Source organism: Azoarcus sp. DD4 (genome assembly GCF_006496635.1).
Lineage (GTDB): Bacteria > Pseudomonadota > Gammaproteobacteria > Burkholderiales > Rhodocyclaceae > Azoarcus.
On record NZ_CP022958.1, the window covers coordinates 367,565 to 380,845 of the forward strand.

Genomic DNA, 13,281 nt, shown 5'->3' on the forward strand with positions numbered 1-13,281 from the left:
GGTAAGCATCGCTTGCCGCCTGTCGAACGACGCAGCGCAGCGGAGGCTCCCGGGTTGGCCCGTTTGCTCCCTCCCCTTCAAGGGGAGGGTTGGGGTGGGGATGGGGTAGAACTCGGCGCACGCTCGAAACGAAGCGCCGGCAGATCCGCCGCAGGGGCGAAGCTGAACTCGGCCGTCCCGCCCGCCGCCAGCCAGTCCATCAGCGTGGCCACCGATCCGTCGTGCCGGCCACCGGCCGTGTCATCCACCCGCGCCCGCGCCGGCAGGCCGGCATCCTGCCGCGCCAGCACCAGCCAGTCGCCGCGGCTCTCGCGTTCGCCGGGTTCGACCTGTCCGCACAGCACCCGCGCATGGCGGCCGTGGCGCAGCCAGACCATGGCGAGCTGCAGCATCCGCGCCCAGTGCAGGTCGATATCCGCCTGCCAGGGCTGGTAGATGGCATTGGCGACGCAGGGAAAGGTCTGCTGCACCGGCACCGCCGCCAGTGCCGGCTGGGTGGCGAGGAAGTCGAAGGGCATGGCCGCTTCGCCGGCAATGCAGAGGTCCGTCACCACGCGTGCGGTGGCTTGCCGGATGCCGATGCGCGAACCCCAGATCAGCGCCGTTGGCAGGTCCGGGCCGCCGTCCAGGCATGCATGCACGCCGCTGACGACCAGTTCGGTCATCGCCCCGGCGCGGCGCAGCGGCACCGCACAGCGTGTGCGGGCGGTGGCGGCCAGCGTGGCGCTGTCGAAGTGTTGGTGGTGAACTTCGCAGACGACGATCATGCGACGGCCTGCGCGGGCTCGCTGCTGCGCGTCACCACCAGTGCGGCGATGCTGCCGCCGAAGCCGATGAGGTCGAGCAGCAGGCGTTGCGGCGTGCCGTGGCGCGCCCGGCCGGCGGGGTGGTCCAGCATCGCCAGCAGGGCGGTGAGTTCGGCCGGGCCGCTGGCGCCCAGGGTGTGGCCGAGCTGGCGCTTGAGGGCGATTTCCGGCAGGTGCCGCGTGCCGAACAGGCGGGCGAGCGCGGCGGCTTCGGCCTCGTCGGTGCTGGCGAGCCGGCCGCGGTGCGGTTTGATGAGGTCGATATCCTGCGGTGCGAGGCCGGCGTCGGCCAGCGCGGCGGCGATGATGGCCTCGATGACCTTGCCGTCCGGCGCCGGTGCGGTGGCGGCATGGCCATCCACACCCAGTCGGCAGGCGGCGATGCGCCAGCCGGCTTGCGGCGCGGCGCTCAGCAGTACGCCGGCGATGGCCTCGCCCAGCACCAGGCCGTCGGCCTCCGGCGTCTCGGCCAGGATGCCGAGCCCGGCGAAGCCGGCCAGCGTGGTGTCGTTGGCGAACTCGAAACCGAGCACCAGCGCCTCGTCCAGCAGGCCGGCGGCGATCAGCGTGCGGGCGGCGTCGAGCGCGGCGACGCCCGAGGTACAGCTGGTGGAGAAGGTCCAGGGCGTGCCGGCCACGCCCAGCCAGGCGGCGATGTCGGCGGCAAAGGCGGCGGCGTCGGGCGGCATGTCCACGCGGCCGCGCTGGCGTGCGGCGGTTTCGATGGCGCCGGCCTGCAGCGAGGACGAGCCGATGAAGAGCGGCAGGCGGGCGACGCGTTCTGGCGCCAACCCCGCGGTGAGCTGGCTGCCGACCGCTTGCACGGCAGCGCGGGCGCGCGCAGTCCAGTCGGCTTCTGCCAGCGGCAGGGCGAACCAGGGGTGGCGGGCGCCGAGCAGTTCGCGCCGGGTGCAGGCGTGGTCGCCGGCGAGGATGGCCGTGGCGGCGCTTTCGGCGTCCAGGCCACGGGCCGAGCAGTGGCCGATGCCGGCGATGTACACCGGCCGCGTGGGCGCGCCGGCTGTGGCGGGCAGGCTCACGCGGCGGCGCCGGCCTTGCCCTGCGCTTGCAGCCAGGCGGCGAGGTTGGCCACGCTGGCGAGGATGCGGCGGGTTTCCTTGCTGTCCGACAGGCGCACGCCGTACTTCTTCTGCAGCGCCATCGACACCTGCAGCGCGTCGAGCGAGTCGAGCGCCAGCGGCGCATCGGGGCCGAACAGGATTTCGTCGTCGGTGATCGAATCGGGGCTGCAGGTCTTGTCGCAGGCGTCGACGATCAGGACCTTGAGTTCGTGGTGCAAAGCGCTCATCGGGGGATCTTGCGGCGGTTCTTGAAGATGGCGGCGGCCAGCACCGCGAGGCCGAAGCATACCAGCGTGGCGGCCTGCGGCAGGATGCCGGCGATGCCGTCGTGGTGCAGCATGACGCGGTGAAAGCCGTCCAGCCCCCAGGCCATGGGCGAGAGCTGGGTCAGCGACTGCATTTCCGGCGGCATCAGGAACTTGGGCACCATGATGCCGCCGAGCGCGCCCATCAGGATGTTGCCGACGCCGCCGACGATGGTGGCCTGTTCCGAGCTGCGGGTGAGGCTGGCGATGAGCAGGGCCCAGGCTACCGCCGCCACGCTTACCGCCGCCGTCATCAGCCACAGCGCGACGAGGCTGGCGCCGCCGGTCGGCAGGGTGAGCGCCTCGCCGCCGGCGAGCGGCACCAGCCAGCGGCCGACCATCACCATCACCACCGCCTGCACCTGGTTCACCACGAAGAAGGGCAGCAGCTTGCCGGCGAGGATCAGGCCGAAGGACACCTGCTGGGTGGCCAGCCGCTGCAGCGTGCCCTGCTGGCGCTCGGCGATGAACACCGCCGACAGCGGCACCACCACGAAGAACATCGAGAAGATCAGCCAGGCCGGCACGCTCTGCTGCACCGAGGACGGCACCCGCGCGGGCGGTCCCGCAGCGTCGCCGCCGCGCACCGCTTCGCTGACCACACGCGGGTTGGCGTCGATGCTGGCCTGGCGGCGCAGTTCCGGCACCATCAGCTTGCGGCCGAGGCCGTCGAGCAGGGTGAGCACGCGGATGCGCGCGGCTTCGGCGGCGACCTGCTGCTCGAAGCCGCTCTGCACCGCGCGCGGAATGCTCGGGTCGGCCAGCACCCGCAGCGGCGGCGCGTTGTCGTCCGCCTGCCGAGCGAGCAGGCGCTCGCCGAAGCCCGCCGGCACCACCAGCGCGAAGGCGAGCCGGCCGTCGGCGACCGCGCTACGCCCGGCGGCTTCGTCGTCGAGCACGCCCTGCGCCTGCAGCACGGCGATGCCGTCCAGCCGCTCGACCAGCTCGCGCGAGGCGGCGCTGCGGTCCAGATCCACCACCGCGTAGGCGAGTTCGGACTGCACACCGGGCACGAAGGCGTCGCGCAGCGCTAGCGACATCACCATGATGAAGATCGCCGGCATCAGGAACAGCGCCGCCAGCGCGTGGCGGTCGCGCAGCAGGGTGAGGGCTTCCTTGCGCCACAGGGCGCGGAGGCGGGTGAGCGTGTGCGGCGTCGCTGCTTCAGCTTGCTTCATCGAGTGCCCAGTTCGCCAGTTGCAGCGCTTCTACCCGCTCGAACTCGCGTGCGTTGTTGGATACCAGCGCCAGGCCTTCGCTGCGAGCATGGGCGGCGATATGGAGGTCGTTCACGCCGATAGTCGTGCCGCGCCTCTCCAGCGCGGCGCGGATGTTGCCGTAATGCAGCGCGGCTTTCGGGCCGTAGGGCAGCACCTCCAGGCGGCAGCAGAAGTCTTCGACCGTGGCCAGCGTGCGCGAGGGCGCGCTGCATTTTTCAGCGCCGTGATAGAGCTCGGCCAGCGTGATCGACGAGATCGCCATCTGGCCGGCGTGCTCGTTGAAGAGGCGCAGCGCGGACAGCGGCCGGCGCTTGATGACGTAGATGACGATGTGGGTGTCGAGCAGGTAGCGCAGCACTTACAGCGCCTCGCGCTCGGGCTGGTCCTGGCGGGCGCGGCTTTCCATGAAGTCGTCCGCCACGGTGGGGCCGTCGATGAAGAAGCTGTCCCACACGTGATCGAGCGGGGCGATGATGCGTTCGCAGCCGCGGGCGCGAATGTCGACATGCTTGACGCTGTCGGGCAGGCGCAGCTCGGCGGGCAGGCGCACGGCCTGGGTGCGGTTGTTGGTGAAGATGGTGGTCGTGGTCATGGCGCGCTCCTGCTGCTCGTGACGTATAGAGCAGGAGTATATGCCAGTGTTCCGGTCGCGCAATACGCGCGGTGCTGACGGCAGATGATGTCCGTCAAGAAAAAGAAAATCCGTCAGGGGAAACCAGACTCTTCCATGCCAGGACTTCGGGGCTGCCGGAGGTGTTCAATCCAACTGCATGCACGGGGCTGTTGCTCCGTACTCAGTTGGCCAGCGAGACGGTCACCTGCACCTGACCTTGCTGCTCAAGCGCCTCGATGCCGGAAGTGATCCTGGCGATCCGGATGACGCCTGCTGCATTGGGGCCTGGGCCCCGATAGAAAGCGATGTTCCGCCAAGGGGCGTAGTAGGCGATGTCGCCCACGGCCCCAGCCGCCGTCGCCGGTGCGCCTTGTTCGGACAGTGGCCGGGACAGGGCACCACTGACCTTCTCGGCCGCTCCGAAATCCCGCAGGGTCAGGCTCACCGGCAGCAAGGCTGCAAAGTCCCGGGCTGTGGGGTTGTCGTCCAGCGTCGCCGTCATGGTGGTCGCGCCGATGGTGATATGGATCTGCATGCGCTGCGCTCCTTGCTGGCCGGGCGCCGGGCTGCGCCCGGCAATACCTGATTCACTCACACCCGATGCCGCTTGCAGCGAATTCACTGCGATAGCAGCAAGGCCCAGCCCGTACCCTTGCGGGCGACCGTTCTTGTGGCGGCATGGGACATGGCCTGCGCCTTACCTGAGGTTGTCGCGGAAGAACGCGGTCAGCTTGTCGAAGGGAATCACGTCGACGCGGTCGTACAGGTCGGTGTGGTTGGCGCCCGGGATGATCATCAGTTCCTTCGGCTCTGCAGCGGCGGCGTAGGCGGTTTCGCTGAAATAGCGCGAGTGGGCTTTCTCGCCGTGGACGAACAGCACCGGACGCGGCGAGATTTCCGCAATGTAGGTGAGGATCGGCATGTTCATGAAGGACAGCGGCGTGGTCTGCGTCCAGGCGTTGCCCGAGTTGACCGCGCGCGCATGGTAGCCGCGCGGTGTCCTGTAATAGTTGTGGTAATCGACCAGGAACTGCGCTTCGCCACCCTTCAGTTCGTTATAGGGCGGCTGGTAGGCGGGGGCTCCCTTGTCGGCATCCAGCCAACGTTGCCGGCCCAGTTGCTCCAGCATTTGCGTGCGCTGCTCGAGGGTGACGCTGTCGTTGTACCCCTTTGACATGACCCGCGTCATGTCGTACATGGTGCTGGCCACTACGGCCTTGATGCGCTTGTCGACAGCGGTGGCGTTCAGCGCCATGCCGCCCCAGCCGCAGATGCCGATGATGCCGATGCGCTCGCGGTCGACGTTGGCCTGCAGCCCGAGATAATCGACGGCGGCACTGAAGTCCTCGGTGTTGATGTCCGGCGAGGCGACGTTACGCGGCTCGCCACCGCTTTCGCCGGTGTAGGACGGATCGAAGGCCAGCGTGACAAAGCCGCGCTCCGCCATGGTCTGCGCATACAGGCCCGATGACTGCTCCTTCACCGCGCCGAAGGGGCCACCGACGGCGATCGCCGCCAGCTTGCCCTGGGCGTTTTGGGGCAGGTACAGATCGGCCGCCAGGGTGATGCCATAGCGGTTCCTGAAGCTGACCTTCTTGTGGCCCACCTTCCCGCTCCTGGAGAAGGTCTTGTCCCATCCGGTGCCGAGCTGGATGGGCGATCCGGTATGCGCCTGGGCAAAGGCCTGATTCGAGGCCAGCACCCCGATGCTCAGGGCGGCGATGCCGCTCCCCGTCATTTTGAGCATGTCGCGACGGACCGCATCGGGCAGGTCTTGCTGGGTAACGGTCTTGAGAATATCCGTTTTCATGGTGAGTGCTCCTCTTGCATCAAGGTGTTGCGTGTTCGTTGTCGGAGATGAATGGTCGCGGCGTTGCAGGATGTCCTGTCGCGATCCGGCTCAGGTGCTCTGCGCCGGACCCGTGCGCGCAACCCTGAGCGTCAGGCCCGCCGACACCAGCAGCAACCCTGCGCTGGCGACGAAGGTGTGCTGGTAGCCACCGTGGTCGAAGAGCAGGCCGCCGACGGTGGAGCCCAGGCCAATGGCCAGTTGGACGACGGCGACGAACAAACCACCCCCGGCTTCGGCGTCGTGCGGAAAACTGCGCGCGACCCAGGCCCACCAGCCCACCGGCGCTGCGGTGCCGCTCAGTCCCCACAGGGCCAGCAACGGAACCACCACCGCAATCCAGCCGCCGAAGGCGATCAGCCCCAGGGCGATTGCAGCCATCAGCAGCGAAATGGCGATCAAGGTCGGGTAGAAGCCGCGTCGCAGCATCCGGCCGATAAGCAGTGTGCCGAGCAGACCGGCGATGCCGATGGCCAGCAGGATGAGCGAGAGCGTCGGCACCCGGACGCCGGTCACCGTTTCCAGAAATGGGCGCACGTAAGTGAACAGCGCGAACTGGCCCATGAAGAACAGGCCACCCGCCGCCATGCCCACGGCGACGCCGGGGCGGGCGAGCAGCCTGAAGGCCTTGAAGACGTGGCCTGCGCCTGCGGCCCGCTTCTCGCTGCGCATGGTGGGTAGGGTGAGCCACTGCCAGACCAGGGTAACGAGCGCTACCGGCACCAGGCACAGGAAGGCGCCGCGCCAGCCGACCACGGCGCCAAGGTAGGCGCCCAGCGGCGCCGCCACCACCGTGGCCAGCGCGTTGCCGCCGTTGAAGATGGCGAGCGCGCGCGGCACCTGTGCGATGGGGACCAGGCGGATGGCGGTGGCCGCCGACATCGACCAGAACCCCCCGATCACGACCCCGATCAGCGCGCGGCCCAGCATGTAGGTGAAATAGTCCGGGGCCAGCGCCACGATGGCGCCGGACAGGCCCATGGCTGCGGTCAGCGCGAGCAGCAGCGTCTTGCGGTCGAGGGCACCGGCCAGCGCCGAGATGAACAGGCTGGTCAGCAGCGCGAACGCACCCGAAATGGCAATGCCTTGCCCTGCCATGCCCTCGGTCACATTCAGGTCGCCGGCAATGGGGGTGAGCAGGCTAACGGGCATGAACTCCGAGGCCACCAGCGCGAAGGCGCAGATCGACATCGCGAACACGCCGCTCCACGACGTCGGCGTCGAAGGCGTTTCATCGAGCACGGCGGGATCTTCAATGGGGAGGGCGGAGGTTTGTGCGGTCATGGGGTCTCTGTCCGGATCGGGGGAGTCTGGCGCGACGATTACTGCCGGCCCCGCCAGACGCTTTGTCGAATGTATTGTGGGTCAGACACACCTCCGAGACTATCTAATAACCGCTTACATAAGATATAAGTAAAGCTACTTAATCAATCGATGGACGGCCGCCGCATGGCACGACGCAACCTCAACGATCTGCTGTATTTCGTCACCGTGGCGCGCGAAGGCAGCTTCACGCGCGCGGCCGCCTTGCTGGGGGTGACACAGTCGGCGCTGAGCCAGTCGGTCAGTGGGCTGGAGGCGCGGCTGCAGATCCGTCTGCTGACGCGTACCACGCGCAGCGTGTCGCCGACCGATGCCGGCGAGCGCCTGCTCAACGCCATCGGCCACCGCTTCGACGAAATCGAAACCGAACTCGACGCCCTGACCGAACTGCGCGACAAGCCGGCCGGCACGGTGCGCATCACCTGCGGCGACTTCTCCCTGCACAGCATCCTGCTGCCCAAGCTCGCACCGCTGCTGCGGGCCTACCCGGACATCAAGCTGGAATTCGATGTGAACCTTGGCTTCCGCGACATCGTCGCCGACCGCTTCGACGCCGGCGTGCGCCTGGGCGACACCATTGACAAGGACATGATCGCCATCCCCATCGGCCCGCCGATGCGCTTGGCGGTGGTGGCCTCGCCCGCCTACTTCGCCGCCAACCCTGTCCCCAAGGTGCCGCAGGACCTGATGTCGCACCAATGCGTCAATCAGCGCATGCAAAGCTCGGGCGGGCTCTATGTGTGGGACTTCGAGCGCCGCGGGCGCAAGGTCAATCTGCGCGTGGACGGCCAGCTGATCTTCAACACCACGCAGCCACAGGTGGACGCGGCCTTGGCTGGGCTGGGTATCGTCCTGCTGCCGGAAGACGAGGTGATGTCGCACATCGAGGCGGGGCGACTTGTCCGCGTCCTGGAAGACTGGTGCGCGCCCTTCGGTGGCTACCACCTCTACTATCCCAGCCGCCGCCAGCCCTCGCCGGCTTTCCGGCTGGTGGTGGACGCCTTGCGTCTTGAGCAAAAGGCGGGTTGAGTTACGCTCCTTCGCGACGCCAACATCACGCTCTCACCAATCAATATCGTCCGCCCAGAGCCACCCCGACCGGCCCATCGAGATTGGCTAGGCGGGTGGCCGCTCTGCATTCCTTCTTGCCTTTCAGCTGGCGAGCATTTGATCGGCAGTGAGGGGTCGCAAGCCGCCGGATGTCTTGATGTGACGGATTTCGTTTGCCTTCAACAGCGGGCTCGCATGAGACGATGCCGAGTCTCGGTTTCAACCCATCGGCAAAAGGGGAATCTGCAGCGCGTCACTGGCGCGCAGTGCCACCGGGCCGTCGATGAACGCCGCGGCGGTGCGGAAGTCTGCTGGTTCGACTTCGATCGTGCGGAGTTCGGCCGAGGCGAAACGCTGGACATGCGCCAGTGCCAGCTGCCGTCGCGTGGCGTCGATGGTGCCGGTGCGCTGCTTGATGCCACTACGCTTGCCATTTCCGTCAGCGCCCAGGCGGAGATCAGCAGGCCTTCGTCGCGCACGTGTTCCAGTTGGTCGACCCGTTGGGCGGCACCCGGCTCACGGAAGAAGACTGCAGCGAGGACCGAGGTGTCGAGGTCGATCACAGCAGGTCGCGTTCCCGCATGTCGGCTACGCTCAAGCCGGGCGGACGTGTGTTTCAGTCCCGCAGCGAACGCTTGGTGAGCCGCATGAACAGCTGCTCCAGGTTCTGTTCGCCGTAGCCCAGGCTGTGCGGTGTGCAGCCGGCGGCGGCGAGTTCGGCGAGCAGGCCGGGCAGCGCGTCGGCGGGGACGCCGGGCAGGCGGATGTCTTCCGCGTTCATGGCCAGGCCGGGATGGCGCATCTGCCAATCGGCGGCAAGCCCGGCCGGAAGGGCGCGGTCCAGCCGCAGCGTCAGCACCGGCTCGGTGTCGCGCAGCACTTCGGCCAGCGTGCCCTGCACCAGCACGCGGCCGTGGTCGACGATGGCGACGTGCTCGCACAGCGCTTCCACCTCGTCCATGTAGTGGCTGGTGTAGATCACCGTCTTGCCGGCGTCGCGCAGGCGGCGGATGGCGTCGAGCAGGAAGTGGCGCGACTGCGGGTCGACGCCGACGGTGGGTTCGTCGAGCAGCAGCAGCTGCGGGTCGGCGAGCAGGCCGATGGCGAGGTTGAGCCGGCGCTTGAGGCCGCCGGAGAGTTCGCCGGCCTGGCGGCGAGCGTAGTTTTCCAGTTGGCCGAAGGCCAGCGCCTCGGCGACGCGGCTGCGCGCGAGCGTGCCGGCGATGCCCTGCACGCCGGCGAAGAACGCCAGGTTCTCGGTGACGGTGAGCGTCGGGTAGAAGGCGTAGTCCTGCGGTACCAGCGCGATCGCGTTGGGTTGGGCGCGGCGGGCCTCGGCGAGCGGCCGGCCGTCGTATTCCAGGCTGCCGCCCTGCGGCGCGAGCAGGCCGGCGACGAGCGAGATCAGCGTGGTCTTGCCGGCGCCGTTGGGGCCGAGCAGGCCGAACAGGCTGCCGGCGGCCACTTCCAGCGACACGCCGTCCAGCGCCGGCGCTTGTTCCGGCCGGTAGCGGTAGGCGAGGTCGCGGGCGCGCAGCATAGCGCTAGCGGATGGCGCGGCCGAGGTCGGTGAAGAAGGCGCGTTCCTCGGCCGCGCGTTCGCTCAGCATCGTCGCCAGGCGCGCGGTGTCGAGCGGGTCGCGGTCGCGGATCATGCGTGCGGCGGCGAGGGCGAATTCGCGCCAGCGGTCGCCGATGTCCACCAGCCGGCCGGAGAATTCCTTCAGCGTCGGACGGTTGGCGAGGCTGGCGGCTTCTTCCAGGAAGGAGGCGTAGAGGTAGCGGAAGCCGGCACCGCCGGTGCCGATCTCTTCCTGCATGCGTACCAGGTGACCGATGAAGAGCTTGCTGTGGCGCACGTCGCCGGCGCTCGGCAGGCGGCCGACCGCGCGCGCGGCGCGTTCGATGCCGCGCGCGCCGATCAGCGGCACCGGCGCCTTCAGCATGATGCGCTCGGTCTTGCGGATGGCGGCCGGGATGGCCTTGCCCCAGTCGGGCGCGCTGGGCTGGTTGGTCGGGTAGTAGAGCAGGCCCTTGGGCGCCAGCACGCCGCGGGCGAAGCGGGCGCGGGACAGGTCGGCGGCGGCGCAGCGTACCGGATGCTCGAACACCGGGTCGGACAGCAGGTAGTCGCCGCTGGCGGTGTCGCGGCCGTAGACCAGCACGTTGTGGGCGTTGAAGTGGAAGCGCAGGTCTTCCGGCATGTAGGGCAGCCAGAACACCGAGGTCTGCAGGCCGACCACCTTGCCCTCGGCCAGCAGCGCGTCCAGCCGCGCCATGCCGCGCGCCGGGTCGCGGAAGGTTTCGAAGCGCATGTCGAGCGCGAGCGGCTTCTTCAGGCCGCGGATGATGGCCTTGGGCGGCATGCGGTAGGCCACCAGCGGCAGGCCGCCGAGCTTGACGAAGGGCAGCCAGGCGAAGGACAGCGCCGAGGCCAGGCCGAAGGCCATCGGTTCGGAAAACGGCAGGCCGTAGTGGCGCACGATGGCGCTCATGACCCCGCTTTCGCAGTGCGAGGCGTGCTGATGCTGGAAGTCGGCCATTCAGTCCGTCCGGGTGAGGGTGGTGACGGCGATGCCGAGCGCTTCGGCATAGCGCGCGAGCAGCGCGGGCCGCAGCTGGCGGAAGATTTCGGGGCGCAGGTGGCGGCGCACCCGCCAGTGCCACAGGCCGGTCACCTGGGCCAGCATCAGGCTGTCCATGCGCGCCTTGTACATGTGGAATTCGAGCGCCGAGCCGGTGCCCTCGATCGCGCGCTGGCGGGCTTCGGCGGTGAGCCGGTCGAGTTCTTCCACTGCCTGGCGGGTGACGATCTCCTCCGCCTCCCAGCCGCGCGAGGGCACGAGGCCGATGCGGCCGTCGGCATCGCGGGCGTAGAGCGCCTTGCGATGGCCGCCCAGCGTGCGGTTGCCTTCCTGCGGAACCTGGTCGATGTCCATGGGCTTACACCACGGTGAGATGGAGGAAGCCGCTGGAGAAGCGGCCGCTTTCGGGGACGAAGCAGAGCAGGCGCTGGCCGGCGGCGAGGCGACCGCTCTTCACCAGTTCGTCCACCATGATGAAGATCGAGGCCGAGCCGGTGTTGCCGCGCCGGGCGAGGTTGGTGAACCAGCGCTCGAAGGGAATCGGCAGGCCGAGGCGGGTGAGGCAGTCGGCGATGGGCTGGCGGAAGTAGGCCGAGGACATGTGCGGCAGGAACCAGTCGATGTCTTCGGCACGCAGGCCGCGGCGCGGGATCAGCGTGGCGAGCGGGGTTTCCAGGGTGTGGTGCACCACCTGTTCGTTGAGCAGGCGGACGTCCTGCTTGACCGCGAAGATGGACTGCTGCGCCCAGTCGGCGGCGCGGTACTGCGTCCAGCCGCGCAGCGCGCCGTCGGCGTCCTTGTCGGCGCCCGCGTACATGCAGGCGGGCTGGGCGTGGGCCTGGGACGACAGCTCGAACCAGTCGATGCGCAGCGACAGGCCGTCGGGGCGCGGGGCGTCCTGCAGCAGGAAGGCGCCGGCGCCGTCGGACAGCATCCAGCGCAGGAAATCCTTCTCGAAGGCGATCTCGGGCTGGCTGGCCAGCGCATCGACGCGGGCGTCGCTTTCGGCTTCGAAATGCGCGGCACGCATCACCGCCGAGGCGAGTTCCGAACCGCTCGCCACCGCATTGCGGCTGTTGCCGGCCAGCACCGACAGCCAGGCGTATTTCAGCGCGGTCATGCCGGCGAGGCAGATGCCGGCGGTCGACACCACCTCGCAGGCCGGGTTGCCGAGTTCGCCGTGCACCATGACGCCGTGGTTGGGCATCAGCTGGTCGGGCAGCGAGGTGCCGGTGGCGAGGCATTCGATGGCGTCGAGCGCGAAGCCGGGCGCCGCCAGGCTGCGGATGGCGGCGGCGGTGAGCTGGGCGTTGGTGTGGGTGGCGGCGCCGGTGGCCGGGTCGATGGCGTAGTGGCGGCTTTCGATGCCGTTGTTGCGCAGCACGATGCGGCGCGCGCGCGACGGCCGGCCGCCGATGCGGCCCAGCACCGCTTCGATGTCGTCGTTGCCGACCGCGTCGTTGGGCAGGCAGGCGGCGGTGGCGGTGATGTAGACGGCGCCGCGGCTACTCATCGTGTGCGAGCTTGAAATCGGCCGAGCCGGAGGGTTGTTCGTACTGCGCGCGCAGGCGCTCCAGGCGCGGCCGCAGCAGCGGCGCGAACAGGGTCTGCAGCGCGAGGCTGGTGGGCACCACGGTGATGATGAGCGTCACCAGGTAGAGCGCGAACAGTGCCAGCGCGGGGCGGCGGCGGCGCTGGCCGGGCTGGCCGCAGGCGCGCACCAGCGCGGACCAGACCTTGAAGGCGCGTTGTCCGGCGCGTTCGCTGATCACCAGGCGCGGATTGACCACCGCGGCGCGCAGGCCGGCAAGCATGGGCTGGCCGCTGCGTTCGCCGTCCTGCGCCAGCGCTTCGGCCAGGGCGTGGCCGAAGCGGGCGGCGCCGGCGACGTCCCGCGGCGCCACCCCGGCGCGCGGCAGGCCGAGGAAGCGGTCGCGCCGGCCGGTGAACATCCAGCGCGGGGTGGTGATGAAGGTGGCGAGCGGGTGGGCGTCGTCGGTGAGGGCGACGTGGTCCACCAGCCTGGCGCCGGCCTCGGCCAGCAGCGCGGCGAGTTTTTCCTGGGCGGTCATCCACATGTTGCGGCAGGCGACCACGCTCACCACCGGCTTGCCGGCGAGCAGCCGCCGGCCTTCGGCGCTCTTGAGGAAAGCGGTGACCGGCAGCGAGGGCGACAGGTACCACACCTGCCAGGCGAGGATGACGAGGTCGAAGTCGGCGTCGGCCGGCACCGTCAGCGGCAGGTTGGGGGCCGCATCCATCCGCACCGATTCCGGGAAGACGTCGAGGAAGTCGAAGAAGGGCCAGGGGAAGGGGTGCGGCCTGGCCGGCCGCAGCACTTCCTCGTGGATGGCGACGCCGGCCGCGCGCAGCGGCTGCAGCAGCTCGGCGACGATGTCGGCGAGCTGGCCGGTCTGCGAGTAATGGACGACGAGAACTTTCTTCACA

General features: G+C 69.1%; 15 protein-coding genes. 1 reads left to right on the forward strand and 14 read right to left on the reverse strand.

Annotated elements, in window-relative coordinates:
- Positions 1–77: 77 nt before the first annotated feature.
- The 9 genes from CJ010_RS01790 to CJ010_RS01830 form a co-directional block, all read right to left on the reverse strand.
- Entirely contained in the window at positions 78–767 is a 690-nt protein-coding gene (locus CJ010_RS01790) for a hypothetical protein (RefSeq protein WP_141016448.1), read from the reverse strand.
- Positions 764–1,846: a beta-ketoacyl synthase N-terminal-like domain-containing protein gene (locus CJ010_RS01795; protein WP_141016449.1), complete on the reverse strand. Its 1,083-nt coding sequence runs from the start codon at positions 1,844–1,846 to the stop codon at positions 764–766. Before CJ010_RS01795 ends, CJ010_RS01790 begins: the two co-directional genes overlap by 4 nt.
- Entirely contained in the window at positions 1,843–2,115 is a 273-nt protein-coding gene (locus CJ010_RS01800; protein WP_141016450.1) for a phosphopantetheine-binding protein, read from the reverse strand. Before CJ010_RS01800 ends, CJ010_RS01795 begins: the two co-directional genes overlap by 4 nt.
- Positions 2,112–3,371 carry an ABC transporter permease gene (locus CJ010_RS01805; RefSeq protein ID WP_141016451.1) on the reverse strand — a complete coding sequence of 420 codons (1,260 nt, stop codon included), beginning with the start codon at positions 3,369–3,371 and terminating at the stop codon, positions 2,112–2,114. The genes CJ010_RS01800 and CJ010_RS01805 overlap by 4 nt, the downstream gene beginning before the upstream one ends.
- Positions 3,358–3,771, reverse strand: a complete 414-nt coding sequence (locus CJ010_RS01810) for a PIN domain-containing protein (protein ID WP_141016452.1) — start codon at positions 3,769–3,771, stop codon at positions 3,358–3,360. Before CJ010_RS01810 ends, CJ010_RS01805 begins: the two co-directional genes overlap by 14 nt.
- Positions 3,772–4,005 (reverse strand): type II toxin-antitoxin system VapB family antitoxin, encoded by a 234-nt coding sequence (vapB, locus tag CJ010_RS01815; protein WP_141016453.1) that lies wholly within the window; start codon positions 4,003–4,005, stop codon positions 3,772–3,774.
- Positions 4,006–4,207: 202 nt separating this feature from the next.
- Entirely contained in the window at positions 4,208–4,561 is a 354-nt protein-coding gene (locus CJ010_RS01820) for a cyclophilin-like fold protein (RefSeq protein ID WP_205754874.1), read from the reverse strand.
- A gap of 162 nt (positions 4,562–4,723) precedes the next feature.
- On the reverse strand, positions 4,724–5,836 hold the full coding sequence (locus CJ010_RS01825) for an alpha/beta hydrolase (RefSeq protein ID WP_141016455.1): 1,113 nt from the start codon (positions 5,834–5,836) through the stop codon (positions 4,724–4,726).
- Positions 5,837–5,926: 90 nt separating this feature from the next.
- The gene (locus CJ010_RS01830) at positions 5,927–7,159 is read right to left on the reverse strand and encodes an MFS transporter (RefSeq protein WP_141016456.1); all 1,233 of its coding nucleotides are present in this window, start codon (positions 7,157–7,159) and stop codon (positions 5,927–5,929) included.
- A gap of 165 nt (positions 7,160–7,324) precedes the next feature.
- Between CJ010_RS01830 and CJ010_RS01835 the strand changes: the two genes are divergently transcribed.
- Entirely contained in the window at positions 7,325–8,227 is a 903-nt protein-coding gene (locus CJ010_RS01835) for a LysR family transcriptional regulator (RefSeq protein ID WP_141016457.1), read from the forward strand.
- A 637-nt stretch (positions 8,228–8,864) separates the two neighbouring features.
- On the opposite strand, the gene CJ010_RS01845 is transcribed toward CJ010_RS01835, so the two are convergent.
- Genes CJ010_RS01845 through CJ010_RS01865 form a run of 5 tightly spaced genes read right to left on the reverse strand, consistent with a single transcriptional unit; the run spans position 8,865 to position 13,280 of the window.
- Complete coding sequence (locus tag CJ010_RS01845; RefSeq protein ID WP_141016458.1) at positions 8,865–9,788, reverse strand: ABC transporter ATP-binding protein; 924 nt, start codon at positions 9,786–9,788, stop codon at positions 8,865–8,867.
- Between the two features lie 4 nt (positions 9,789–9,792).
- Entirely contained in the window at positions 9,793–10,791 is a 999-nt protein-coding gene (locus CJ010_RS01850; protein ID WP_141016459.1) for a BtrH N-terminal domain-containing protein, read from the reverse strand.
- Positions 10,792–11,187: a hypothetical protein gene (locus CJ010_RS01855; RefSeq protein WP_141016460.1), complete on the reverse strand. Its 396-nt coding sequence runs from the start codon at positions 11,185–11,187 to the stop codon at positions 10,792–10,794.
- Positions 11,188–11,191: 4 nt separating this feature from the next.
- Positions 11,192–12,346, reverse strand: coding sequence for a beta-ketoacyl-ACP synthase III (locus CJ010_RS01860; RefSeq protein WP_141016461.1), 1,155 nt, complete (start codon positions 12,344–12,346; stop codon positions 11,192–11,194).
- Positions 12,339–13,280: a dialkylrecorsinol condensing enzyme gene (locus CJ010_RS01865; protein WP_141016462.1), complete on the reverse strand. Its 942-nt coding sequence runs from the start codon at positions 13,278–13,280 to the stop codon at positions 12,339–12,341. Before CJ010_RS01865 ends, CJ010_RS01860 begins: the two co-directional genes overlap by 8 nt.
- Position 13,281: the final 1 nt, after the last annotated feature.